Source organism: Streptomyces sp. SUK 48, from assembly GCF_009650765.1.
GTDB lineage: Bacteria > Actinomycetota > Actinomycetes > Streptomycetales > Streptomycetaceae > Streptomyces.
This window is the reverse complement of the sequence record NZ_CP045740.1, coordinates 565852-588690: the sequence shown is the minus strand read 5'-3', so window position 1 is coordinate 588690 and position 22839 is coordinate 565852. Positions and strand designations below refer to the sequence as shown.

Here is a 22839-nt window from a genome sequence, read left to right as displayed (position 1 = left end):
GCGGGTGACCCGGTGCTGGGTGCCGCACGGTTCCCCGTCCAACGTCCGGCTCCGCGGTGTGGCCCCGGGCCGGCGCCTCACCCGGGAGGAACACCCCCATGCCGTTCCGCAGGAGAACAGCCCGCAGGAGAACGGACGGGCCGCGCGGCCCGCTCGCCGTCATGGCCTCGGCCGCCCTGGCCCTGGCGGCCGCGCTCGTGCCGCTCGCCACGTCCGCCTCCGCCGGCGCGGCCGCCGCCGGCGACACCACGGTCACGGTCGACGCGAACGCGGGTCTGGGCACGGTCACGTCCACCGCGCTCGGCGCCAACACCGCGGTCTGGGACGCGTACATGAACGACCCCGGGGTGGCCCCCCTCTACCGGGCCGCGGGGATCGGCGCACTGCGCTACCCGGGCGGCTCCTACGCCGACCTCTACCACTGGGCCGACAACACCGCGCCCGGCGGCTACGTCGCCCCCGGCACCGACTTCGACTCCTTCATGGGCACCGTGAAGGCATCCGGCGCCCAGCCGATCCTGATCGCCAACTACGGCTCCGGGACCGCCCAGGAGGCCGCCGACTGGGTCCGGTACGCGAACATCACCAAGGGCTACGGCGCCAGGTACTGGGAGATCGGCAACGAGCTGTACGGCAACGGCGTCTACGGCAGCGGCTGGGAGAACGACACGCACGCCGACAAGACCCCGGACCAGTACGCCCGCGAGGTCGAGTCCTACGCCGCCGCCATGAAGGCGGTCGACCCCACCGTCAAGATCGGCGCGGTCCTCACCATGCCCGGCAACTGGCCCGACGGCTCGGTGGCCGCGGGCGACACCGGCGACTGGAACCACACCGTCCTCGCCGCCGTCGCCCACGACATCGACTTCGTCAGCGTCCACTGGTACCCGAACACCAGCGACGGTGACCAGTCGCTGGCCGCCGTACGGCAGTTGCCCGGCGAGCTGCACGAGGTGCGCGACCTGGTGGACCGGTACGCGGGCGCCGACTCCGCGCACATCGGCATCGCGATGACCGAGGTGAACTCCAACTCCGGCTCCGGCGCCTTCACCAGCCGCCCCAACGGCCTGTTCGCCGCCGAGGCCATGATGACCGCGCTGGAGAACGGCGTGTTCACCGTGGACTGGTGGGACACCCACAACAGCGCGGGCAGCATCGGCACCGTGGGCGGCGAGACCGACTACGGCGACATGGGCATGCTGTCGAACGGCAGTTGCTCCGGCGGCGTCTGCGAGCCCGCCGTGAACACCCCCTTCGCGCCGTACTACGGCATCGAGACGCTCGGCGCGCTCAGCGACCCCGGCGACACCATGGTGGCCTCCGCCGCCTCCGGCTCCGAGGTCTCCGCGCACGCGGTGCTGCGGTCCGACGGCGACCTCGGGCTCCTGCTGCTGAACAGGAGCGCCGGCACCGAACACACCGTGGACCTGCGGTACCAGGGCTTCACCGCCGGCTCCGGCGCCCCCGGGGTCCAGCGCTGGGCACCCGGGGACGACGGCCTGGTGGACGAGACCGGCACCGCCACGGCCGGATCGGTGACCCTCGCGCCGTACTCCGTCACCGTGCTGACCCTGCACCCGCAGAGCGGCACGGGCTCCGCCGCCGTCGGCGCCCCCGGCACCCCACGGACCACCGCGGTCGGCGCCCACACCGCCACCCTGAGCTGGCCGGCCGCGACCGGCGCGGTGGACCGGTACGAGGTCTACGAGCAGCTCGGCACCGGCATCCAGCTGCTCGGCTCGTCCACCGGCACCTCCGTCACGCTCTCCAACCTGCCGCCCGGCTCCCGGCACACCGTCAATGTGCTGGCCCGCGACCAGGCGGGACGTCTCTCCCGGCCCTCCGCCCCGCTGACCTTCACCACCGGCACCCCGGACGACAGCACCTGCACCGTCTCGTACCAGGTGACCTCCGGATGGGGCAACGGCTTCGTCTCCGACGTGGTGGTGAGCAACGTCGGCTCTACGGACATCAAGGGCTGGACCCTGACCTTCGACTGGCCGTCGGCCGGGCAGTCGGTCTCCTCCTCGTGGAACGCGAACGTCACCGGCGACGGGCGGCACGTCCATGTGACCAGCACCGACTCCAACGCCGAACTCGCCCCGCACGGCGGCACCTCCGCCACCTTCGGCTTCGTCGGCGCCAACGATGGTGCCAACCCCTCCCCGACGTCCTTCACGCTCAACGGCACGGTCTGCCGGACGCTCTCCTGATCCGCTCCGGCCCCGGGCGGGACGGCCCGACCGCCCCGCCCGAGGCGTACCCGGAACCGGTGCGGCTCAGATCGCGGTCCGGCCGCCGTCCACGGCGATGGTGGCGCCGGTGACATAACTGGCCCTCGGCGAGGCCAGGAAGGCGACCACCTCCGCGACCTCGGAGGGCTCGGCGACGCGTTTCATCGCGGTGGTCGCGCCCAGCGCGTCGAACAGCTCGCGCCCCTCCGGCCGGGTGTACACCGGGCCGGGGGCCACGGTGTTGAAACGGACACCGCGCGCGCTGTACTCGGCCGTCCAGCTCTGCGTCAGCGACGCCAGGGCCGCCTTCGTGGCGCCGTAGGCCGCGGCGTTGGCCAGTCCGAGGCTGCCGGCCATGCTGCCGATACTGATCACACTGCCCGAGCCCTTCGCGGCCATCGCGGGGGCGAAGGCGGCCACCAGGAAGAAGGGCGCGCGGACATTGCCGTCGAACATGGCGTCGTAGTCGGCGGGGCGCATCTCCTCGGTCGGCGCCCAGTGCGCGACGCCCGCGTTGTTGACCAGCACGTCCACCTCGCCCACCGCGGCCGCCAGCCGGCTCGCGCCGTCCGGTTCGGTGAGATCGGCGGCGACGAACCGGGCCTGCCCCCCGGCCCCGGCGATCTCCGCCACGGCCTCGGCACCGCGCTCGGCGTCGCGGCCCACGACCACGACGGACAGCCCGTCCTCGGCCAGCCGTCTGGCGATCGCCCGGCCGATACCGGAGGTGGCCCCGGTGACCAGCGCGGTCTGGGGGCGGGTGGCGGGGGCGGCGCTCTGTGCGGACATACGGGACACCTTTCGAGGTCACGAGCCGGGCGGGTCCGTCCGGCTGACTGAGGGCACGTCCGGGACGATGCCCCCTCCCAGGGAACGCAGCGCGGGCGCGCGCGGGTGCCACGACACCCCGTGGGGCCGCCTGATCGGCGCTTTCGGGGGAAGGACCGTAGGAGTCGGAGTTCGGGGTCGGAGCTGGAGCGGGTGTCGGGGGCTTGGGGCCTTCGCGGGTGGGGCCCGGTGGATGCGGGGCCGGCGGGTGCGGGGCCGCGCGTCGCCCGTCCCCGCCCGGACTCGGCCCGGCCGCCGAGGAGTTGGGGCGGCCCTGTCCTAGTGTGATTGAGTTGCCGGAGGCCGGCACTGCCGGGAGGCCAGGGGAGGGGCGCGTGCCGCTACACAAGGACGATCCGAGATCCGTCGGCGGCTACAAGCTGATCGACCGGCTCGGCGCCGGCGGCATGGGCAGGGTCTACCGGGGCAGATCGCGTTCCGGACGCGAGGTCGCCGTCAAGGTCGTGCACGCCGAATACGCCCAGAACCCCGTCTTCCGGGCCCGCTTCCGGCAGGAGATCGAGGCCGCCCGCCGGGTGAGCGGCGCCTTCACCGCGGCCGTGGTGGACGCCGACCCGGAGGCCGACGCGCCCTGGATGGCCACCCAGTACGTGCGCGGCCACTCCCTCGCGGACCGGGTCCGCGACCAAGGCCCGTTGCGCGTGACCGAGTTGCGGCCGCTGGCTCTCGGCCTGGTGGAGGCGCTGCGGGACATCCACCGGGCCGGGGTGGTGCACCGCGACCTGAAGCCGGCCAACGTCCTGATGGCCGAGGACGGCCCCCGCGTCATCGACTTCGGCATCTCCCGCGCCGTGGAGAGCCACCACACCCTCACCGAGACCGGGCAGGTGATCGGCACCCCGCCCTTCATGTCCCCGGAGCAGTTCACCGACGCCCGCACGGTCGGCCCCGCCTCGGACGTCTTCTCGCTCGGCGCGCTGCTGGTGTGGTGCGTCACCGGACACGGTCCCTTCGACGCCGACAGCCCCTATCTGACCGGCTACCGGGTCGTCCACAACGAGCCCGCCCTCGACGGCGTGTCCGGCTCCGTGCGCGCGGTGCTGGAGCGCTGCCTGGCCAAGGAGCCCGCCGACCGGCCCGCACCGGACCGGCTGGCCCTGGAGTTCGCCGAGGCCCTGCCGGAGCCGTCCCCGGGCGAACCGGAGACGATGACGCTGCGGCTGCCCTCCGCGCGCCCCGCGCACCCGCCCCTCACCAGCGCCCCGACCAGCGCCGACCGCCGTTCCCGATGGCGCGGCCCCCGGGCGCTGCTGGCGGTGTCCGGCGTGCTGGCCGCCGCCCTGACCGGCTATCTCCTGCTCGACCCGCCGGGCGAGGGCGGCGGCACGGTACGGACCACCGCCACGGCCGCCGGACGCTGGGCCCCGCTCCCGGCCGGCTGGAAACCGTGGCAGACGACCGCGTCCGCCGACGCCGAGCAGGGCGTGCGGAAGGCACCGGGATACGACGGCAACCGGGTACCGGCGTGCGTACCGGACGGTGGCGCCCTCTACTGCGCGGGCAGCCAACTCCTCCCGGAACGGGTCGACGCCGCCACCGGACGCACCCTGTGGCGCTCCGGCATCGCCCCCGCCGGGCTACCGGCCGACCGGTACGTCACGAATATCCTCGGCACGTACGAGGGCGTGGTGCTCGTGGAGCTGACGGTCAGCGGCACGAGCGGCAGAGGACAGGGGCAGTCCGTCCTCGGGCTCGACGCCAGGAGCGGCACCCGGCTCTGGGCCCACCCCGTGCGCACCGACAGCCTGGGCTCGGCCTACGCCGCCGGGGTGACGATGACGCAGGAGGGCGACGGCGGCGCGGTGACCGTCCGCTCGGCGCGCGACGGAACGGTGCGCGGGCAGATCCCCGTACCCGCCGGATACGACTGCTACCCGCTCGCCGCGCAAGACCGCCCGTACGTGGAGTGCATCACCCGCGCGGAGGGCAAGCACCTCACGAAGTTCCTCGTGGTCGACCCCGCCGACGGGTCCGCGCACACCCTTGCGTCACCCGCCGAGCAGCGGAGCTTCATCGGGACCCTGGACGGCCGGCTGGTCTTCCTGGAATCGACCGACAACGACGCGCCCGACAGCCCCGACATGGTCTACACCCGTATCGTGCGGGTCGACCCGCGCACCGGGGCGCGATCGCTGACCCCCCTGCCCGAGCGGTACCGGGGAGGCATCCCGACCCTGGCCCGCGGCACGCTCTACCTCGCCACCTCCAGCGGCATGGTCACGGCCGTCTCGCCCCTGACCGGGGCCAAGCTGTGGCAGACCCACACGACCCTGGAGACGCCCGGCCAGCCGTCGGTGGACCCGGCCGGCCGTACCGTGTACCTGGCCGGCGGGAGCGGCCGGGTGGCCGCCCTCGACGCGGCCCGCGGCACCCTGCTGTGGGAGTCCTCGGCCCGCGCGGAGGTGCTGGACGGCGGCCTGCTGCCCACGGTGTGGTTCGACCAGGGCGCGCTGATCCTCGCGGCCTGCGACGGCAAGCTCTTCACCCTCGACCCGGCCCACCCGGACCGCGAACCCGTACCGGGGTGATTTGGTCCGGCTCGGCCGGGCGGCCGGTCAGCCGGTGGGCAGCCACTCCGCCCGCTGGGAACCGCGCGGCACGAGGATCTGCCGGTAGGCGCCGGGGGTGTCCGACATCCTCACCTGGTCGGTGACGCCCTGGTAGTGCCCGAGCGGCGTCTCGGCGGTGAAGACCTCGGGGTCCGGGTAGGCGTGCGGTTCGCCGGTGCCCGCGATCCGCTCGGCATACGACTTCTCGAAGATGCCCAGCGACAGGATCCACAGGGCGACGCGGGACAGCGAGACATGGACGCGGTAGCTGCCGCCGTCCACGGCGCGGCGGCGCAGCGCCTCGGCGATGCCGGCCGTCATGAACCAGGAGACCAGGTAGTCGTTGACCACGGTGATGGGCGGCAGGGCCGGCTTGTCGCCGTCGCCCTCCAGGTGGAGCAGCCCGGTGAGCGCGCCTGCGGTCTGGTCGAAGCCCAGGTAGTCCTTCCAGGGGCCGCTGCGGCCGTTCAGCGAGACCGTGGCGTGGATCAGACCGGGTCGGCGCGCGATGGACTCCTCCTCGGACAGCCCGATGGAGTCGAGGAAGCCCGGGCGGCGGTTGGCGTAGAAGACATCGGCGCCGGACTGGAGCGCGTGGATCCGCTCCAGGCCCTCCCGCGTGTAGGGGCTGACCGTGGCGGAGCGCACGCCCACACTGGTGCTCAGGTAGGTGACGTCGTGCTCCAGTTCGTACGGCCGCCACAGGTTCAGCACGTCGGCGCCGTGCAGGGCGAGGGCGCGGCCGGCTCCGGCGCCCGCGATGATGTGGCCCATGCCCAGGGCGCGTACCCCGTCGAACGGCGCGGTCGGGCCGGCGGGCAGCGGCTCGGGATCGCTGTCGCCGATGCGGGTGATCTCCACCAGCGGCAGCCCGGAGAGCACCTGCCGGTACTGCGCCTCCTCCAGGATCTCGGCGGGCGTGCGCACCATCGGCATCACGCACCCGGCCTCCGCGCCGGCCTGCTCCAGCTCCCGGGCGTTCCACTTGGCGATCGCGGCCGCGACGTCCTCGGGCACCTCGCCCACACCGAGCAGCCGCTGCGCCGCGACCTTGATGTTGGGGTAGATGTTGAACGGCATCATCCAGCGGTCGTCGGCGGTGCGGTAGAAGGAGTTGGCGAACGCCTGGTTCGGCAGCGAGGGGGTGCCGCCGACATAGCCGTTGAGGAGCTCCCACTTCCCGTCGTAGAACGGGCACAGGCGGTGCGGGCCGACGCGCAGGTCCATGTGGATGTCCTGGCCGCGCCCGGTGCGGTCCTTCCACAGGGCGGCGACGGCGGCGGACTTGGCGACCAGCGCGACACCGGAGGCCGCGCCCAGCCGCAGGGTGCTGGGGACGACCGGGTCCGCGCCCTCGAAGGTGATCCTGCCGCCGGTGTCGCCCGGCTTCAGGCCGATGCCCGCGAGCACCTCGTCCGTCGCGGCGTGCACGTCGAAGGCGTCGTCCGTGGCGGGGGCGGCGATGGCCTTCTTGATCTTGTCGGTGAGATCCATGACTTCTTTGCTTCTCGTGGGTGGTGTGGGGGAGTTCAGACGCGGGCGCGCTCGGCGTCCGGGGTCTCGCCGAGGGCGCGCATCAGGGCGATCTGCGCGCGGTCGCGTTCGGCGGCGAGCCGTTCCACGGATTCGTTCCCGAACGCCTCGCGTGCCTGCTCGGTGAGGAGGGCGACGGTGGCGTCGTCGAAGGTGGGGTTGCCCAGCAGCGGCCACAGGCCGGTCTCCATGCCGCGCCCGAGGTGGTCGATGAACTGGGGGAGCCCGCCGGGGCCGCCGCCGAGATGGAAGGTGCGGAAGGGGCCCGCCACGGCCCAGCGCATACCGATGGAGGAGGTCACGACGTCGTCGAGCTGCTGCTCCGTCACCACGCCCTCGGCGACGAGGTGGACGCACTCGCGGAAGAGGGCCGCCTGGAGGCGGTTGGCGACGAAGCCCGGCACCTCCTCGCGCAGGACCTGCGGCTTCTTGCCGAGCGCGGTGTAGAAGGCGGTGGCCTCCTCGACGGTGGCCGGGGCGGTCCGCGCGCCGGGCACGATCTCGACCAGCGGCACGAGGTGCGGGGGGTTGAAGGGGTGGCCCACGATGAGGCGCTCGGGCTGCCGCATGCCCTCGGCGATGGCGGTCGCCGGGATGCTGGAGGTCGAGCTGGCCAGCAGGGCCTGGGCGGGGGCGGCCGCTTCGACCGTCGCCCAGATCCGCTGCTTGAGTTCGAGGCGCTCGGGGCCGTTCTCCTGGACGATGTCCACGTCGGCGACGGCGGTCGCGAGGTCCGCCTCGAAGGTGAGGCCGGCGGCCAGGTTCTCGGTCGGCAGGCCGAGCGCGGCCAGGGCGGGGGTGATCTCCGCGAGGCCGGTGCGGACGAGGTCCTCGATGTCGGGACGGGGGTCGTTGACGACGACGTCGATGCCGCGGGCGAGGAAGAGACCGGCCCAGGAGACGCCGATCACGCCGCCGCCGATGACGGCGGCACGCCGGTAGGACTCCAGTGCGGGCTCGGAGGTGCGGGACATGGTGCGGGCCTTTCGCGAGGACGGAGGTGGGCGCGGCGAGGCGGGGTCAGGCGGTGAGGTAGTCGAAGACCGGCTCGACCGGGCTGAGCGTCAGGTCGGTGAGGATGTGGCTGGCGCCGACGACCTCCAGCACGGGCAGGTCCGCGAGCGGGGCCATGGCGTGGGCGAAGAGCTCCAGGCGCGCGGGCGCGGTGTACGCGCTCTTGACGGTGACATCGGTGATCCGGGTGCGGACCAGGTCGCAGACGCGCAGATTGCCGTCGTAGTCCGGGATCGTCTTGACCATGAAATTCGGGGAGCACACCTGGGCGCGCGCCTCCGCCTGGTCCATGGCGTAGTGCTTGTAGCCCATGGTCGCGGTGGCCACCCGCAGCGTCCCGTAGTCCAGCGTGCCGACCAACGTGTCGGAGTCGACGTAGAGGGTGGGGGAACCGGACTTCTTCGGGTACGCGCTGTACTCGCGTCCGCTGGAGATCGCGGGCACGCTGTCCACGTACATGGCGAGGTTGAACTCGCCCTTCTCGCCCTCGTGTTCCACGGCGATCAGCTGGCCGGCCTCCGTGTAGTCGCCCAGCCCGGTGGTGTCGGGCATGCGCATGATCTCGAAGCGCACGATCGGATCGGTGACCGTCAATGGCTCCGGGACGAGGCGTCGCACCATCTCGGGGTCCGTGCGGTAGTAGATATTGAGGTATTCACGGTTGGTGAACCGGTACCGCGCGGGGGCGTAGGCCGGGGAATCCACCGGAGTGGTGAAGAGGCGGGCCACGTCTTCCTTTTGCATGCGGAGCCTCCGAGGAGAGCGGGTAATTCTCGGTCGAATCCAGTGGACACTCGACGGCATACGTCTGTCCAATATATGTATACGTCAAGATCCATATGGAAGAGGATATTGGAGGGGGGCGTCGCTGTTCCGGTGAAAGATTGCGCGCCAAGAAAAGGCCCCCGTTTCTCTGGCTCGGCGTGCGGGGGAAAGCCCCCGCTTGGAATGGGGTGGCAGCTCCATCGATGACGTGGGCCGCGACCGGTGGACGAGGTGCTCTGCGTGGCCGAGGCCCGCCCCCTTCACCGGCCTGGCGGGCCTGGCCGACTTCCCCCGCTGGCATGCCCAGCCCGAGGCATGGGCCCACGCGCTGGCTCGTCTCGCCCCGGGCGGCGCCTGCCAGGTCGAGGGGGTCGGACCGGCCACGGAAGCCGGTGAACTGCTGGAGGCCGCCCGGCACGCCTGTCTCCGGCTCACCGGCTGTCTGGAGTGATCCGCGCGCCCTGGCCCCGGGTCAGCCGTCGGCGAGGCCGAACGGCAGTGACGGATCGGAACCGGCGATCTCGATCAGCCGGTTGTACTTGGCGACGCGTTCACCCCGGGCCGGAGCCCCGGACTTGATCTGACCGCAGCCGGTGCCCACGGCGAGGTCGGCGATGAAGGTGTCCTCGGTCTCGCCGGAACGATGGGAGATCATCTGCGTGTAGCCGGCCGCGCGGCAGATCCGCATCGCGTCCAGGGTCTCGGTGACGGTGCCGATCTGATTGACCTTGATCAGGGCGGAGTTGCCGATCTTCTTGCTGATCGCCTCCTGGATGATGACGGGGTTGGTGACGAAGATGTCGTCGCCCATCACCTGGATCCGGTCGCCGAGGCGTTCGGTCAGCCGGACCCAGCCGTGCCAGTCGTCCTCGGCCAGTCCGTCCTCGATCGACCAGACCGGGAAACGGTCGGTGATGGTCTCGTAGCGGTCGATCAGGTCGTCGCTGCTCAGAGCCTCGCCCGCGACCCGGTACAGGCCGTCCGGCAGCCGGAACTCGCTGGCCGCCGGGTCCAGGGCGATGGCGACACCGTCGCGGCCGGGTGTGTAGCCGGCGTCGGTGATCGCCTCGACCAGCAGGTGCAGGACGTCCTCGGGGCGGTCGAGGGCGGGGGCGAAGCCGCCCTCGTCGCCCAGGCCCGTGGTGTGGCCGTCGGCGGCCAGCCGGGCCTTGAGCCGGGCGTACACCTCGGCCCCGGCGCGTACGGCCTCGGGCAGATCCGGTGCGCCGAGCGGGGCGAGCATGAACTCCTGGAAGTCCAGGTCGTTGGCGGCGTGGGCACCGCCGTTGACGACGTTGAAGTGCGGCACCGGCAGGCGCGGCACGGTGCCCGCCACCTCGGCGAGATGCCGCCACAGCGGCTTCCCGGCGGTGGCCGCCTCGGCGCGCCAGGCGGCGAGGGAGACCCCGATGACGGCGTTGGCGCCGAGCTTCGACTTGGTGTCGGTGCCGTCCAGTTCGATGAGCGCCCGGTCGATGTCGGCGGCCGAGGCGAAGTCGCGCCCTGTCAGGGCCCGGGCGATCCCGGCGTTGACGTGCCCGACCGCCGTGGACACGCCCTGTCCGCCGTAGCGGGTCCGGTCGCCGTCGCGCAGTTCGACCGCCTCCCGGGTGCCGGTGGAGGCACCGGAGGGGACCCCGGCCCGGATCCGGCCGCCGTCGCCCGTGGTGAGGGTGACGGCGAGGGTGGGGCGGGCACGGGAGTCGAGGATCTCGACCGCGTGCAGCTCGGTGATCCGCAGGCCCATGGGTCAGGCTCCCGTTCCCACGGCCCGGGCCCGGGAGGCCGCGATCTCCGCGTACGCCTGGTCGCGGCCCTCCCAGTGCGAGCCCTCGACGGACTTGCCGGGCTCCAGGTCCTTGTACACCTCGAAGAAGTGGGTGATCTCCAGCCGGTCGAACTCCGAGATGTCGGTGATGTCCTGCACCGGCGCGTACCGGGGGTCGTGGGCGGGTACGCACAGGACCTTCTCGTCGGGGCCGTGCTCGTCCTTCATGACGTACATGCCGACGGCCCGGCACTCGATGGTGCAGCCCGGGAAGGTCGGCTCGCCGACCAGCACCAGGGCGTCCAGGGGGTCTCCGTCGCGGCCCAGGGTGCCGTCGACGTAGCCGTAGTCCGCCGGATACTTGGTGGAGGTGAACAGCAGCCGGTCCAGCCGGATGCGGTGCAGCTCATGGTCCATCTCGTACTTGTTGCGGGACCCCTGGGGGATCTCCACGGTCACATCGAACTCCACTGTGTCCTCCTGCGGGTGAGAGCTCGCCCGGTGGTGCGGCTCGGGCGGGCGGGGGCCGGGCTCGTCGGGACGGGTACCGGGCGTGTCCGCCCGGACACATCCGTCCGGCCGGGGCGGCGCGCGGCCCGGAGACCGGCGGGCAGGGCGGGGGAGCGGGACGGGGCGGGCGTGGGCATGGCTCCTCCTGGTCATATCCGTTCGACCAGGGACCGTCAGCGGCGTGTCGCCGCGGTTGCGGTGAGCCCCATCACCGGCGCGCGTTCGGCGCGTACCCATAGTGTGCCCCGAAGATCGCCGCCGCAAGCCGCGCCCAGCGGGTCGACCGCGGTGAGGAGTGGCGCGGCGTACCCTGAAAGTGCGCGTGGCGCCCGGCGCTGGACCCCGCCGGGACCACCCCGCCCCGGGGTGGTCGACCCGCCTGCCGGCCGACGGTTCCTGCCCGCCTCGACATCGGGAGCAGCGGGGAGGACACCATGGCAGGAACCGCGCCCGGAGCGCACGCCGGCTCACAACTCACCGTATCGGCAAGCTTGTTCGCGCCCGCCTGGCTGCCGCCGGGCGGCCGTGGCAACGGCCTGGGGGCGACCGCGTGGGCGCCGATCGCCGACATTCCCGCCCGGCACGTCGACACCGTGCTCGACGCGCTGCGGGAGGCGAGCGTCCCCGCCCACGCGGCCCCGGCGCCGCGCCCGGTGCGGCCCCTCACCCCGGGCAGGCGGCCGCCGGGAGCGGTGTGGCGGCTCCGGGTGGGCTCGACGTCGTACGCGAAGGCCGAGGACCTGCTGATGCGGCTGCCGCGGACACTGGATCGTCGAACCCGCCGACCGGGCCCCGGACGACGTCAGCGCGTCCGCCTGACCACCAGGAGCAGGGGCAGCGCGGCCGCTTGCAGGGCCGCCGAGAAGACCACCACCTCGGTGACCGAGCGATCGTAGAGAACCCCCAGGGCCAGGCTGCCGGCGAACCAGCACACACCGAACCCGGTGTCGAAGCGGGCCCGGCCGAGGAGACGTCCGTCGTACGCGACGATCTGGATGACCGGGTGCCCGGGAAAGAGCGGGGTGCAGGCCAGACCGCGTGCACCGGCGAGCCGTCCGAGGGCCTGTTCCTCACGGAGGTGCCACGTGGCGTTGACGACGATCAGCCGGGCCGCGTGCAGGACCGCCATCGCCTCCTGATCGAGGTATGTCATGGCGCAGGGCTCCTGTCGGGCGGTCAGCCGCGTACCAGCCGGCGGTGGGTGATCCGGTGCGGGCGGGCCGCCTCCGCGCCCAGCCGGCCGAGCTTGTCGGCCTCGTAGCCGGCGAAGTTGCCCTCGAACCAGAACCAGTCGGCGCCGCCCTCCCAGGCCAGGATGTGGGTGGCGACCCGGTCCAGGAACCACCGGTCGTGCGCGCTGACGACCGCGCAGCCGGGAAAGCCGAGCAGCGCGTTCTCCAGCGACGCCAGCGTCTCCACGTCGAGATCGTTGGTCGGCTCGTCCAGCAGCAGGAGGTTGCCGCCCTGCCTCAGCGTCAGGGCGAGGTTGAGCCGGTTGCGTTCGCCCCCGGACATCACCCCCACGGGCTTCTGCTGGTCGGCGCCCTTGAAACCGAACGTGGCGACATAGGCGCGGGAGGGCATCTCCACGTCCCCGACGCGGATGTGGTCCACACCGCCGGACACCGCCTGCCACACCGGCATGTCCGGGTCCAGTCCGGCGCGGTTCTGGTCCACGTACGAGATCCGCACCGAGTCACCGACCCGCAGGGCGCCCGCGTCCGGCCGCTCCTCACCGACGATCATCCGGAACAGCGTGGTCTTGCCCACCCCGTTGGGGCCGAGGACCCCGACGAGGCCGCCGCGCGGCAGGGAGAACGACAGCTCCTCCATCAGCAGCCGGTCGCCGAACCCCTTGGTGACATGGTCGGCCTCCAGGACCAGGCTGCCCAGCCGCGGCCCGGGCGGGATCTGGATCTCCTCGAAGTCCAGCTTCCGCGCCCCGGCGGCCTCGCTCGCCAGCTGCTCGTGATGCCGCACCCGCGCCTTGGACCTGGCCTGGCGCGCCGTGCCGCCGGAGCGTGCCCACGCCAGCTCCTCGGCCAGCCGCTTCTGCCGCTTGGCGTCCTTGCGGCCCTCCACCTGGAGCCGGGCCGCCCTGGCCTGGAGGTAGGCGGAGTAGTTCCCCTCGTACGGATAGGCGTGGCCGCGGTCGATCTCCAGGATCCACTGGGCGACGTTGTCCAGGAAGTACCGGTCGTGGGTGACGGCGACGACGGTGCCGGGGTAGTCCGCCAGATGCCGCTCCAGCCACGCCACCGACTCCGCGTCCAGGTGGTTCGTGGGCTCGTCCAGCAGCAGCAGGTCCGGCTGGGACAGCAGCAGCCGGCACAGCGCGACCCGCCGCCGCTCACCGCCCGACAGCTCCGCGACCGGTGTGCGGGGCGGCGGACAGCGCAGCGCGTCCCTCGCCTGTTCCAGCCGGGAGTCGAGATCCCACGCCCCGGCGTCGTCCAACCGGTCCTGGAGCGCGCCGAGTTCGTCCAGGAGAGGCTGCGGCTCCGCGCCGCCGGCCGCGCCGAGCCGGGTCGTGACCTCCTCGTACCGGCGCAGCGCGGCACGGATCTCCGCGACGCCCTCCTCGACGTTGCCCAGCACGGTCGCCGAGTCGTCGAGCCGGGGCTCCTGCTCCAGAATCCCGACGCTGGTCCCGGGGGCCGGGGCCGCCTCGCCATCGGTGGGCCGCTCAAGGCCCGCCATGATCCGCAGGACGGTCGACTTGCCCATGCCGTTCGGGCCCACGACACCGATCTTGGCGCCGGGCAGGAAGGAGAGGGTGACGTCGTCGAGGACGACCTTGTCGCCGTGGGCCGTGCGGGCCTTGCGCATCGTGTACGCGTACATCCGCGATGCCTCCGGAAGCCGGGCCGCCGGGCGCGGCGGCTGGTGCTCGCAGAGGCCATCAGCACGGAACGTGCGCTCAAGGGCGAGCCTCATCGCCCGTCTCCGTCCATGGTGCGCCCGTCCGCCCGGTCCCCGCCAGCCGGCCGGGTGAGGTGGCGTCCAGGTGATGACGCGGCCAGGTGATACGGCGTTCAAGTGAGGTGCAGCCACACGCCGATCCACGTCACCGCCACCCCGCCGCAGCCGAGCACCGCCGCCCAGCGCACGGGACTGCCCGCGAAGAGCCGTCCCAGGACCGCCCCCAGCACGGTGAGGGCGACGACGGCCAGCACCACCACGATCCACGACAGCTCCGGCGCCGCGGCCCCGGCCAGCAGGGGCAGCGTCGCCCCGGCGAAGCTCGCGGTGCAGGCGATCGCCGTGGCCGTGAGCGCGCGCGTCAGCGCGAGCCGGCCGAGCCGGGTCGTGGCCAACTGCCCCCGGCGGGTCAGGTTCAGCTGCCGTGAGGCACGGATCAGATAGGCGCGGCGGTCGGCGTAGTCGGCCACGAACACCGCGAACGCGGCCGTCGTCAGCGCCACCAGCCCCACCCGGAGCGCCAGCGAGGCACTGACCGGCGCGCCGGAGCCCACCAGGGAGGCGGCGGCCAGCGTGAGGGCGTTGAGCAGGCCGTCCACCAGACCGAGGACCAGCGGCAGCAGGGACCGTACGGCGAGCGTCCGCAGACCGCGGACCGAGGTCATCGCGAACGCGGCTTGTTGTCCAGCAGATAGGCGCCGGCCACGACCTCGTCGACGCTGTGGACGACCGCGCCGGTGTGCTGGATCGCCTCGGTCAGCGCGCCGACGTCGATGGCGTCGCCCTCCACGGTGACGTTCGTGCCGACGGTCTCGATGTCGATCTCGGTGACGGCGATGTTCACCGCCTTCACTCCGGACACCGCCTCGATCACCGACGCGAGGTGGATCAGATCGGGCTCGTCGACCGTCTTGTCGACGTCCAGGACCAGCCGTCGTACGGGCATGTCCAACTCCTTCTGGCGGGGGTTCAGGCAGCCGGGGCGAAGGGCGAGTTCAGGGGGAGGCTCGGAGGAGCCGAGCGGACGCGGACGCGGTGCGGCCGTGCCGGACCTCGTGCAGTCGTGCTCGTGCCGGTGTGCTCGTGCTCGGGAGCGGCAAGGGCGAGGGCACCTCCTGGCTCGTGGCCGTCGACGGGCAGCCGCGGCGGCCGTCCGACCCGCAGAGGTAGAGGCCATCAGCACGGATGTGCGGTCAAGGGCGAGCCTCATCGCCACATCCATAGTGCGTCATCCGGCGCACGCCCCGCCACGTCCGCCACGCCGACGCCGCCCCGCCTGTCGCCTCCCCGCCCGTCGCCGCCTTGCCCGTCGGTGTCTCCGCCGCTCGCGGCGGCGGCCTCGGTCACGCGCGCGGGCGCTTTCCGGCGGAGCCCTGAAGACGCCCTTTGACCGGAGCCGTGAAGACGAGGACGGCCCAGCCGCCGTACTCGGGACGGAAGACCGCGCGCGCCGCCACGCCCCGCGCCCACAGCCGGTCGGCCGCCCCGGCGGCGGCCCGGCGGGCGGCGGGCCCGGTGCCGTAGCGCAGGACACGGGCGACCGGGCCGGCGAGCCCGCTCATGGCGCGCCGCCGTCGGTCCGCGGCGACCGGGCGGCCGCCCGGTCGCCCCTCCGGCTCCGGCCTTCACCCATCCGGATCACCACCCTCGTCGGGCAGGGACCGTCGGCGGCGCCGTGCCGCGGTCGGCGGTGGGCCCCTCCACCGTCCGTCTCACCTTCACGGTACGACGCGGGCCGCCCCGGGCGTCCGCCGCCGGTGGGCAGGGGAGTGACGATGGATTGCGCGGCGCCCCGGCGGGGCATCGGTGCAGAGGACGGCGATGAGGCTCGCCCTGTGCGACCGCCCGGCCCGCGCCGCGCTGACGACATCTGCCCGCGATCCCACCGGACAGGCGGCCCGGCACGAATCCCACCGCCCCAGGGACGCCCGGAGGAGCGTCATGAAACGAGAGCCGACAGCCCCGGTGGCAGCACCGCCCGAGGCGCTGCCACCGGAGGTCGCCGCGGCCCGGCTGCGGCTGCTCGCCGATGTGAGCCGCGCGCTGGCCTCCGGCCTCGACGCCCAGGAGTCGCTGCGCAGACTCGCCCGGCTGGTCGTCCCGCAGCTGGCCGACGCCTGCGTCGTGGACGTCGTGGAGGGCGAGGGGCTACGACGGCTCACGGTCACCGACCGGGACACGGAACGGGCGCTGCGCGTGCTGTCCGGCGCGCTGATCCCCGGCCCGGACGACTCGGCGTGCGCGCTGGCGAAGGTGCTGCGCGGCGCGGGCCCCGTCCTGGTCACCGACTTCGGCACACCCGACCCGGCCGACCCGCTGCGCGCCGCCCAATGGGCCCTGTACCGCACCCTCGGCGCCCACAGCGCGCTGATCGTGCCCATGCGCGTGCGGCGGCAGGAGCTGGGCGCCCTCACCTTCGTCCGCCGCACCGGGGCCCCGCCGTTCGACGAACAGGAGCAGGCGCTCGCCGCCGACCTGGGCCACCGTGCGGCCCTCGCCCTGGACAACGCCCGGCTGTACGCCCTCCAGGAGCACACCGCCGAGCAGCTCCAGCTCTCCCTCCTGCCCGACCTGACCGGCCTGGACCACCTCCAGCTCGCCACCCGCTACCTGGCCGCCCGCGAACGGGCCGAGGTCGGGGGTGACTGGTACGACGCCTTCCCGCTGCCCGACGGCTCGGCCGTCCTCGCCATCGGGGACGTCGTCGGCCACGACCTGGCCGCCGCCGTCCGCATGGGGCAACTGCGCAACATGCTGCGCGCACTCGCCTTCGACAGCGGCGGCGACGACCCGGCGGGCATCATGTGCCGCCTGGACAAGGTGATGCAGGGTCTGACCAGCATCGAGCTGGTGACCGCCGTCATCGCGCGCATCGAGACACCCGACACCGGCCCCTGGCGGCTCACCTGGACCAACGCCGGCCACCTCCCGCCCCTGCTGGCCCAGCCCGACGGCCGCACGCTGCTGCTGGAGGAGGGCCACGCCCCCATCCTCGGGGTCGACCCGGCGCTCACCCGGGACACGGCGACCATCACCCTGCCGCCCGGCGCCACCCTCCTCCTGTACACCGACGGCCTCGTCGAACGGCCCGGCGAGGACATCGGCCGCGGCCTGACCCGGCTGCGCCAGCACGCGGCGGCCCTCGCCCGCGAGCCACTGACCGTCTTCCGGGACGAGCTGCTCACCCGGATGAGCGACGTGCAGAACGACGACGTCGCCGTACTCGCCCTGCGCGTCCCCTGAGCCGCGACGGCCGTGACGGGCCGTCAGAGCCGTCACCCCGGGGCGGACCACATCTCGGGCCCCGCACCGCGCCCTTCGACCCGGTCCGGGCCGGCCGTACCCCGTCCGGGTCCAGCCCGGCCGTATCCCGTCCGGGTCCAGCCCGGCCGCCCACACCAGCCACAGCACGTCCACCGTGCCCCGCGCTTACCCCACGGTGCTGCCCGCCACGGTGACCCGGCGGCCCCGGGGACCGGGTGGAGGGACGACCACGCCGGCGAAGGAGCGCCCCATGACGCGTCCGCCGTCCGGGGAGCCGCCTACGGTGTCTCGCCGGACGACGGCTGGCCGTCCGGCGCCGAGACTGGGTTCACGCCCGGTGGCCTGCACGGCGACCGCCGCGCGCTGCCTGCGCCGGTCCGGCCGAACGCGCCGGTCCGCCCTCGACCGCTGGTCGCCCCTCATGATCCTGGCCGTGGGTGACGCGCCCCGCACCGCCATGCGCCGGGCCGTTGCCCGCCAACGCCCCCCGCAGGCGGGTCGGTTCGCCTCCTTCCACGGAGCGAGCCACCCCTCCCGCCACACGGCGACCGCCCTGCCGGCCACCGGCCTGGCCACCGACTCGCGCACGGCCGCCTACGGGATCGGCGGCGCCGTCGGCCTCAGCCGCATCGCCCTGCGGGTGCACTGGCCCGACGATGCCCTCGGCGGTCGGCCGTCCGGCTACGGCCGGCTGGGTGTGGCGCGGATCGCCCGGACGGGGGCGGGGGCCGCGGGGGAGATCAGTCGAGACAGAATTCGTTGCCCTCGACGTCCTGCATCGTGAGGCACGACTCGTTGAAGCCGTCGGCACGCAGCAGCCGCACCCGCACCGCGCCGAGCGCGACCAGCCGCGCGCACTCGGCCTCCAGCGCGGCCAGCCGCTCCTCGCCCACGAGCCCGGTGCCGACCCGGACGTCGATGTGCACCCTGTTCTTCACGACCTTCCCCTCGGGAACGCGCTGGAAGAACAGCCGAGGACCCACGCCCGACGGGTCGGCGCAGGCGAACGCCGCGCCCTGCCGCTCGGCCGGCAGCGAGCGATCGAAATCCGCCCAGGTGGCGAACCCCTCCGGCGGCGGCGGGACTTCGTAGCCCAGCACCTCGCACCAGAAACGGGCGACGCGCTCGGGATCCGCGCAGTCGAAGGTGACCTGGATCTTCTTGATCGATGACATCGGCGCACCCTAACAGGGAGGCTGCGCTGCCCAACTCTCTTTTACGGGACGCACGTTGCGCGGCACCGTCTTGGCCCCCGCTGGCCCGCCGTCCCAGGCTCGGCGGGCCGGCGCCGTAGGGGCGCCATCGCGAGGTAAACCGGAACGTACGCCTCCGGACGCCTCAGGGGAAGGCTTACGGGCGTGTGGTCCAGGTCACATGGGTCCGGCGTTCGGGAGCCGAACGAATTCCGCTGTGCCGCCGTTCATTTGTGAACAACCCATTGACTGGCCCCGGGAGGCTTGCCACCATCACCCTCACCCGAGAGCGCTCTCAGGCTGCGTCACGGTTCGGTCTCCAGCACGGTCCCCACCCGTTCGAGGAGTACGCCCATGCCAGTCAGCTCCGCCTCGCCACGCCTCGCGCCGGGACGCCCCCGGCCCCGGCCCCACCTCGTCCTCGCGCTGCTGATCGCGCTCGTCGCGGCGCTCGGACTCACCGTCACCGCCCAGAGTCCCGCCCACGCGGCGGGCACCCTGCTCTCCCAAGGCAGACCCGCCACCGCCTCCTCCACCGAGAACGCCTCCTTCGGCGCCGCGCAGGCGGTGGACGGCAATGACCAGACCCGCTGGTCCAGCGCGTTCGCCGACCCGCAGTGGATCATGGTCGACCTCGGCTCGGTCCAGCCCCTCACCCAGGTCACCCTGAAATGGGAGGCCGCCTACGCCAAGGCGTTCACCCTCCAGACGGCCACGGACCCGGGCGGCCCCTGGACCACCGTCTACTCGACCGCCGCCGGCACCGGCGGCGTACAGAACCTGAACGTGAGCGGCTCCGGACGGTACGTCCGGATGTACGGCACCCAGCGCGCCACCCCCTACGGCTACTCCCTCTGGGAGTTCCAGGTCTACGGCGGCTCCGGCGGCACCACGCCCCCCGACGACTTCTGGGGCACCACCGCCGACATCCCGCCGTCCTCGGCCGTCATGAAGGTGAAGGTGCTCAACCGGACCGGCGGCGCCTACCCGGACAGCCAGGTCTACTGGAGCTACAACGGCCAGGAGCACTCGATCGCCGAGCAGCCCTACGTGGACATCGTCGCCGCCCCCGCCCAGCGCATGTACTTCTACGTCGGCTCCCCGAACGGCCAGTACTACGACTTCATCGAGTTCACCACCGGCACGTCCTCGTTCAGCGGCAACACCACCCGGGTCGACGCCTGGGGCCTGCCGCTGGCCATCCGGCTGCACTCGCACAGCGGGCAGGACGTACAACTGGGCGACGCCCAGGACCTGTTCACCATGAGCCGCGACCAGGTGTTCCAGAACTTCCAGAACTCCGTGCCGCAGCAGTTCAAGGTCCTGGCCCAGACCCAGGCGCCGTACCGGATCATCGCCCCCGGCAGCGACCCCAGCTTCCGTGCGGGCGGCGCGAACGCCGGTTACTTCACGGCGTACGCGAGTTCGGTCGGCGTGAACGAGTCCACCTCGAACATCTTCGGCTGCGCCGGGTCCCTCGCCTCCAACGCCGCCCTGTGCGCCGCGCTCAACCGGCACACCGCGAACCTGCCGGCCGCGCAGCAGCAGGACCCGTCGAAGTTCTACGGCGGCGACCCGGCCAACTGGTACGCCAAGTACTGGCACGACCACGCGATCGGCCACCTCGCGTACGGCTTCCCGTACGACGACGTGGCGGGCCAGGCCGCGTACACCTCGATGGACAGCCCGCAGTGGATGGAGGTCGCGGTCGGCTACTGAGGGCCGTCCCCTCGTACGACGCCTCGCGCGCACGCCCCTCCACCGGTGATCGTCCCGGCCGGTGGAGGGGCTCCGTGCGTACGGGGCGACTGGCCGACCGGATCACGCATGAGTTAGGTTAGGCTTACCTTACTTCGCCTGGTCCTGGAGGGCCCGGATGCGTCATACCCCCAGTCCTGCCCCCGCGCCGACGGCCGCCGAGCGTGTCCGCTCGATCCTGGCCGCCGCCCACTCGATGACCGTGGTCAGCGACGGCCGCCACCATGAGATCCGCCGACTCGACGGCACCGGCGCGATGGGGCACTTCCATCTGCACGCCGCCTGGGAGGGCGACGGCACCCCGTCGCCCGTACGGGTCCCGGTCCGTCTGGAACTCACCGACATAGCGCCCACGCCGGTACGCGAGCGGCTGCGCGCCCGCGTCACCCTGACCGGGGTGCTGCGCGCGCCGTACGACCCGGACGCCACCGACAGCACGTGCATGGAGTTCGGGCAGGGCGTCCTGGAGGAATCCGGCGGACGCGCGTATGTCACCCTCCAGGAACTGGAGGCGGCCGAACTCGATCCGCTGGCCACCGGTGAGGCGGGCATCCTGACCCACCTCGTGGACGACCACGCCGACCTCGTGCCCCGGCTGCTGCGGCTCGTACGGCCGCGTCCGGAGCCCGGCGTGACGAAGGTGGTCCCGGTGGCCATCGACCGCTACGGCCTGACCCTGCGTCTGGAACACCGGCGCACCCACCACGACGCCCGCATCCCGTTCCGTACCCCCGTGCGCGACCTCGACCACGTCGGACCGCAGATCCACGCCCTGCTGTCGGCGGCGCGCCGCCTCTCCCACAGCGGCCACCTGCTGGCCTGAGCCGAAAGGCGAGACATGACATCGTCAAGCGTCCTCCCGTACTCCATGCCCGACGCGGCGTCGCTGCCGGGCGGCGGCCCCTCCCGGAGCATCGACCCGTCGCGTGCCGTACTCGTCGTGCAGCACATGCAGGAGTACGTCCTGCGGGCCCTGCGGGAGACCGCCCCGGTCGCAAAACTCCTCGACAACATAAGCCGGTTGACCGAGACCGCCCGCTGCTCCGGCGTGCCCGTCGTGTATGTGACGCGCGTTCCGGGATCGCGGTCGGCCGGGGGAGAGGGGCCGGGGCCGGTGTTCCCCGCGCCGGTCCCGCTCGCACCGCCCACCGAGGCGGACGCCCACGCCGTCGTGGACGTGCTGCGGCCGGAGGCGGGCGACACGGTCCTGACGGCCAAGCGGTACAGCGCGTTCGCCGGCACCCGGCTGCGCTCACGGCTGAAGGAACTCGGGCGGGACCAGGTGCTGGTCGTGGGCGCGGCGGCGCACACCGATGTCCTGCTCACCGCGGCCGACGCCTGGATGCAGGACCCCGAGGCGTTCGTCGTCGCCGACGCCGTGGCCGACCGGACAGCCGACGGCCACACCATGGCCGTCCGCTGGCTGGCCGCCACCAGCGCGACCGTCACCCTCACCGAGTCCGTACGCGCGGAACTCCGCGGCAGGACCGCGGACACCATGGCGCTCTGAGCATGCCCCGGACCGTCAGCGCGAGCCGGCGGGGACGGGTGCGAGCCGGAAGGCACCCTCGTGAGCGACGACCCGGCCGGCGGTGGGCGGCGCGAAGTGGGTGCCCAGGACGAGTGTCTGCGTGCCGGCGAGCGAACCGAGCAGCGCGCGGCGCGAGAGCTCGGACCGCTCGGGCTCGATGTCGACGCACGCGCCGATGCCGGGATGCGCGAGCTGGAGCGGATGGTGGATGCAGTCGCCGGTGATCAGTGCCGTGGCCCCGTGGCTGGTCAGCTCGACGGCGAGGTGGCCGGGGGTGTGCCCGGGGGTGGGGATCAGCCGCAGGCCCGGGACGACTTCGGCTCCGTCCGCGGGGATGTCGACGAGGTCGAGCAGCCCCGCCTCCTCCACCGGGATCACCGAGTCGCGGAACATCTGCCGGCGCGCCTCCTCCATGTCGTACCCGGCCCAGAACTCCCGCTCGACGCGCGAGGTGAGGTAGCGGGCGTGCGGGAAGGTGGGCACCCACTCTCCGTTCACCTCGCGCGTGTTCCAGCCGACGTGGTCGGCGTGCAGGTGGGTGAGGATCACCAGGTCGACGGAGTCCGGGGGGAATCCGGCCGCCGTGAGGCGCTGGAGGTAGTCGGTGTCCAGGTGGTGCCAGGCGGGGTTGGCCCGCTCCTTGCCGTTGCCGATGCCGGTGTCCACCAGGACGCGCAGCCCGCCGACGGTGAACGCGAAGCTGTGGCTGTCGAGGCGCAGCACGCCCTCGTCGTCGGCGAAGTGGGGGCGCAGCCAGTCCTGTCCGGAGACGACGTCCGGGGTGGCGCCGGGCAGCAGCCACGCTCCGGTGGCGGGCGGCAGCGGCGCCTCGTCGACGCGGTGGACGGTGACGTCGCCCACGGTCCAGGAGGGGACGGTGGTCGGGCCGGTGGTCTGCGGAGTGCCGGTGGTCTGCGGAGTGTTCGTGCGCGTGCTCATGATCGGTAGT

General features: G+C 73.1%; 20 protein-coding genes and 3 riboswitches. Of the genes, 7 read left to right on the top strand and 13 right to left on the bottom strand.

Translation table 11 applies throughout. The annotated features are described in order from the left end of the window. The first annotated feature begins 98 nt into the window (after nt 1–98). Complete coding sequence (locus GHR20_RS02670) at nt 99–2213, top strand: cellulose binding domain-containing protein (RefSeq protein WP_153812057.1); 2115 nt, start codon at nt 99–101, stop codon at nt 2211–2213. 66 nt (nt 2214–2279) lie between these two features. On the opposite strand, the gene GHR20_RS02665 is transcribed toward GHR20_RS02670, so the two are convergent. After that, nucleotides 2280–3023, bottom strand: a complete 744-nt coding sequence (locus GHR20_RS02665; protein ID WP_153812056.1) for an SDR family oxidoreductase — start codon at nt 3021–3023, stop codon at nt 2280–2282. A 374-nt stretch (nt 3024–3397) separates the two neighbouring features. On the opposite strand from GHR20_RS02665, the gene GHR20_RS02660 reads away from it, so the two are divergent. Further along, on the top strand, nt 3398–5611 hold the full coding sequence (locus GHR20_RS02660; RefSeq protein WP_153812055.1) for a serine/threonine-protein kinase: 2214 nt from the start codon (nt 3398–3400) through the stop codon (nt 5609–5611). 27 nt (nt 5612–5638) lie between these two features. Here GHR20_RS02660 and GHR20_RS02655 read toward each other — a convergent pair whose 3' ends face one another. The 3 genes from GHR20_RS02655 to GHR20_RS02645 are packed head-to-tail and all read right to left on the bottom strand — an operon-like array spanning nt 5639 to nt 8923. Next, nucleotides 5639–7126: a CoA transferase gene (locus tag GHR20_RS02655; protein ID WP_153812054.1), complete on the bottom strand. Its 1488-nt coding sequence runs from the start codon at nt 7124–7126 to the stop codon at nt 5639–5641. A 35-nt stretch (nt 7127–7161) separates the two neighbouring features. Next, nucleotides 7162–8139 (bottom strand): 3-hydroxyacyl-CoA dehydrogenase NAD-binding domain-containing protein, encoded by a 978-nt coding sequence (locus GHR20_RS02650; RefSeq protein ID WP_153812053.1) that lies wholly within the window; start codon nt 8137–8139, stop codon nt 7162–7164. A gap of 46 nt (nt 8140–8185) precedes the next feature. Further along, nucleotides 8186–8923, bottom strand: coding sequence for an acetoacetate decarboxylase (locus GHR20_RS02645; protein WP_153812052.1), 738 nt, complete (start codon nt 8921–8923; stop codon nt 8186–8188). A gap of 229 nt (nt 8924–9152) precedes the next feature. Between GHR20_RS02645 and GHR20_RS02640 the strand changes: the two genes are divergently transcribed. Further along, nucleotides 9153–9395, top strand: coding sequence for a hypothetical protein (locus tag GHR20_RS02640; RefSeq protein ID WP_153812051.1), 243 nt, complete (start codon nt 9153–9155; stop codon nt 9393–9395). Between the two features lie 21 nt (nt 9396–9416). On the opposite strand, the gene eno is transcribed toward GHR20_RS02640, so the two are convergent. From eno to GHR20_RS02600, 7 genes are all read right to left on the bottom strand, one after another. Next, nucleotides 9417–10691 (bottom strand): phosphopyruvate hydratase, encoded by a 1275-nt coding sequence (gene eno / locus GHR20_RS02635; RefSeq protein WP_153812050.1) that lies wholly within the window; start codon nt 10689–10691, stop codon nt 9417–9419. A 3-nt stretch (nt 10692–10694) separates the two neighbouring features. Beyond that, nucleotides 10695–11183 (bottom strand): inorganic diphosphatase, encoded by a 489-nt coding sequence (locus GHR20_RS02630; RefSeq protein ID WP_111585080.1) that lies wholly within the window; start codon nt 11181–11183, stop codon nt 10695–10697. 196 nt (nt 11184–11379) lie between these two features. Next, nucleotides 11380–11444, bottom strand: a riboswitch (Fluoride riboswitch). Nucleotides 11445–12024: 580 nt separating this feature from the next. Next, complete coding sequence (locus GHR20_RS37225) at nt 12025–12375, bottom strand: hypothetical protein (RefSeq protein ID WP_243877872.1); 351 nt, start codon at nt 12373–12375, stop codon at nt 12025–12027. A 23-nt stretch (nt 12376–12398) separates the two neighbouring features. Continuing rightward, entirely contained in the window at nt 12399–14066 is a 1668-nt protein-coding gene (ettA, locus tag GHR20_RS02615) for an energy-dependent translational throttle protein EttA (protein ID WP_153815796.1), read from the bottom strand. A 42-nt stretch (nt 14067–14108) separates the two neighbouring features. Beyond that, a riboswitch (Fluoride riboswitch) is annotated at nt 14109–14172 on the bottom strand. Nucleotides 14173–14257: 85 nt separating this feature from the next. Continuing rightward, the gene (locus GHR20_RS02610) at nt 14258–14809 is read right to left on the bottom strand and encodes a hypothetical protein (protein ID WP_148024812.1); all 552 of its coding nucleotides are present in this window, start codon (nt 14807–14809) and stop codon (nt 14258–14260) included. Continuing rightward, on the bottom strand, nt 14806–15090 hold the full coding sequence (locus tag GHR20_RS02605) for a DUF211 domain-containing protein (RefSeq protein ID WP_111585054.1): 285 nt from the start codon (nt 15088–15090) through the stop codon (nt 14806–14808). Before GHR20_RS02605 ends, GHR20_RS02610 begins: the two co-directional genes overlap by 4 nt. Before the next feature lie 214 nt (nt 15091–15304). Next, nucleotides 15305–15367, bottom strand: a riboswitch (Fluoride riboswitch). A 120-nt stretch (nt 15368–15487) separates the two neighbouring features. Continuing rightward, entirely contained in the window at nt 15488–15706 is a 219-nt protein-coding gene (locus GHR20_RS02600; RefSeq protein WP_153812049.1) for a hypothetical protein, read from the bottom strand. A 379-nt stretch (nt 15707–16085) separates the two neighbouring features. Here GHR20_RS02600 and GHR20_RS02595 point away from each other — a divergent pair, with 379 nt between their 5' ends. Then, entirely contained in the window at nt 16086–17387 is a 1302-nt protein-coding gene (locus GHR20_RS02595) for a GAF domain-containing SpoIIE family protein phosphatase (protein ID WP_153812048.1), read from the top strand. Nucleotides 17388–18148: 761 nt separating this feature from the next. On the opposite strand, the gene GHR20_RS02590 is transcribed toward GHR20_RS02595, so the two are convergent. Then, complete coding sequence (locus tag GHR20_RS02590; RefSeq protein ID WP_111585057.1) at nt 18149–18583, bottom strand: VOC family protein; 435 nt, start codon at nt 18581–18583, stop codon at nt 18149–18151. A 372-nt stretch (nt 18584–18955) separates the two neighbouring features. Between GHR20_RS02590 and GHR20_RS02585 the strand changes: the two genes are divergently transcribed. The 3 genes from GHR20_RS02585 to GHR20_RS02575 all read left to right on the top strand — a co-directional run bounded on the left by GHR20_RS02585 (nt 18956) and on the right by GHR20_RS02575 (nt 21869). Further along, entirely contained in the window at nt 18956–20320 is a 1365-nt protein-coding gene (locus GHR20_RS02585) for a beta-1,3-glucanase family protein (protein WP_153812047.1), read from the top strand. A 157-nt stretch (nt 20321–20477) separates the two neighbouring features. Beyond that, nucleotides 20478–21182 carry a DUF2470 domain-containing protein gene (locus GHR20_RS02580; protein ID WP_153812046.1) on the top strand — a complete coding sequence of 235 codons (705 nt, stop codon included), beginning with the start codon at nt 20478–20480 and terminating at the stop codon, nt 21180–21182. A 15-nt stretch (nt 21183–21197) separates the two neighbouring features. After that, nucleotides 21198–21869: an isochorismatase family protein gene (locus GHR20_RS02575; RefSeq protein ID WP_153812045.1), complete on the top strand. Its 672-nt coding sequence runs from the start codon at nt 21198–21200 to the stop codon at nt 21867–21869. 15 nt (nt 21870–21884) lie between these two features. Here the strand turns inward: GHR20_RS02575 and GHR20_RS02570 are convergent, their stop codons facing one another. Continuing rightward, nucleotides 21885–22829 carry an MBL fold metallo-hydrolase gene (locus GHR20_RS02570; RefSeq protein WP_153812044.1) on the bottom strand — a complete coding sequence of 315 codons (945 nt, stop codon included), beginning with the start codon at nt 22827–22829 and terminating at the stop codon, nt 21885–21887. Nucleotides 22830–22839: the final 10 nt, after the last annotated feature.

Excerpts from the sequence above, each read along its gene's own strand:
- GHR20_RS02670 (WP_153812057.1), top strand. The coding sequence starts at position 99 with ATGCCGTTCCGCAGGAGAACAGCCCGCAGGAGAACGGACGGGCCGCGC.
- GHR20_RS02665 (WP_153812056.1), bottom strand. The coding sequence starts at position 3,023 with ATGTCCGCACAGAGCGCCGCCCCCGCCACCCGCCCCCAGACCGCGCTG.
- GHR20_RS02655 (WP_153812054.1), bottom strand. The coding sequence starts at position 7,126 with ATGGATCTCACCGACAAGATCAAGAAGGCCATCGCCGCCCCCGCCACG.
- GHR20_RS02650 (WP_153812053.1), bottom strand. The coding sequence starts at position 8,139 with ATGTCCCGCACCTCCGAGCCCGCACTGGAGTCCTACCGGCGTGCCGCC.
- GHR20_RS02645 (WP_153812052.1), bottom strand. The coding sequence starts at position 8,923 with ATGCAAAAGGAAGACGTGGCCCGCCTCTTCACCACTCCGGTGGATTCC.
- eno (WP_153812050.1), bottom strand. The coding sequence starts at position 10,691 with ATGGGCCTGCGGATCACCGAGCTGCACGCGGTCGAGATCCTCGACTCC.
- GHR20_RS37225 (WP_243877872.1), bottom strand. The coding sequence starts at position 12,375 with ATGACATACCTCGATCAGGAGGCGATGGCGGTCCTGCACGCGGCCCGG.
- ettA (WP_153815796.1), bottom strand. The coding sequence starts at position 14,066 with ATGTACGCGTACACGATGCGCAAGGCCCGCACGGCCCACGGCGACAAG.
- GHR20_RS02610 (WP_148024812.1), bottom strand. The coding sequence starts at position 14,809 with ATGACCTCGGTCCGCGGTCTGCGGACGCTCGCCGTACGGTCCCTGCTG.
- GHR20_RS02605 (WP_111585054.1), bottom strand. The coding sequence starts at position 15,090 with ATGCCCGTACGACGGCTGGTCCTGGACGTCGACAAGACGGTCGACGAG.
- GHR20_RS02600 (WP_153812049.1), bottom strand. The coding sequence starts at position 15,706 with ATGAGCGGGCTCGCCGGCCCGGTCGCCCGTGTCCTGCGCTACGGCACC.
- GHR20_RS02595 (WP_153812048.1), top strand. The coding sequence starts at position 16,086 with ATGAAACGAGAGCCGACAGCCCCGGTGGCAGCACCGCCCGAGGCGCTG.
- GHR20_RS02590 (WP_111585057.1), bottom strand. The coding sequence starts at position 18,583 with ATGTCATCGATCAAGAAGATCCAGGTCACCTTCGACTGCGCGGATCCC.
- GHR20_RS02585 (WP_153812047.1), top strand. The coding sequence starts at position 18,956 with ATGCCAGTCAGCTCCGCCTCGCCACGCCTCGCGCCGGGACGCCCCCGG.
- GHR20_RS02580 (WP_153812046.1), top strand. The coding sequence starts at position 20,478 with ATGCGTCATACCCCCAGTCCTGCCCCCGCGCCGACGGCCGCCGAGCGT.
- GHR20_RS02575 (WP_153812045.1), top strand. The coding sequence starts at position 21,198 with ATGACATCGTCAAGCGTCCTCCCGTACTCCATGCCCGACGCGGCGTCG.
- GHR20_RS02570 (WP_153812044.1), bottom strand. The coding sequence starts at position 22,829 with ATGAGCACGCGCACGAACACTCCGCAGACCACCGGCACTCCGCAGACC.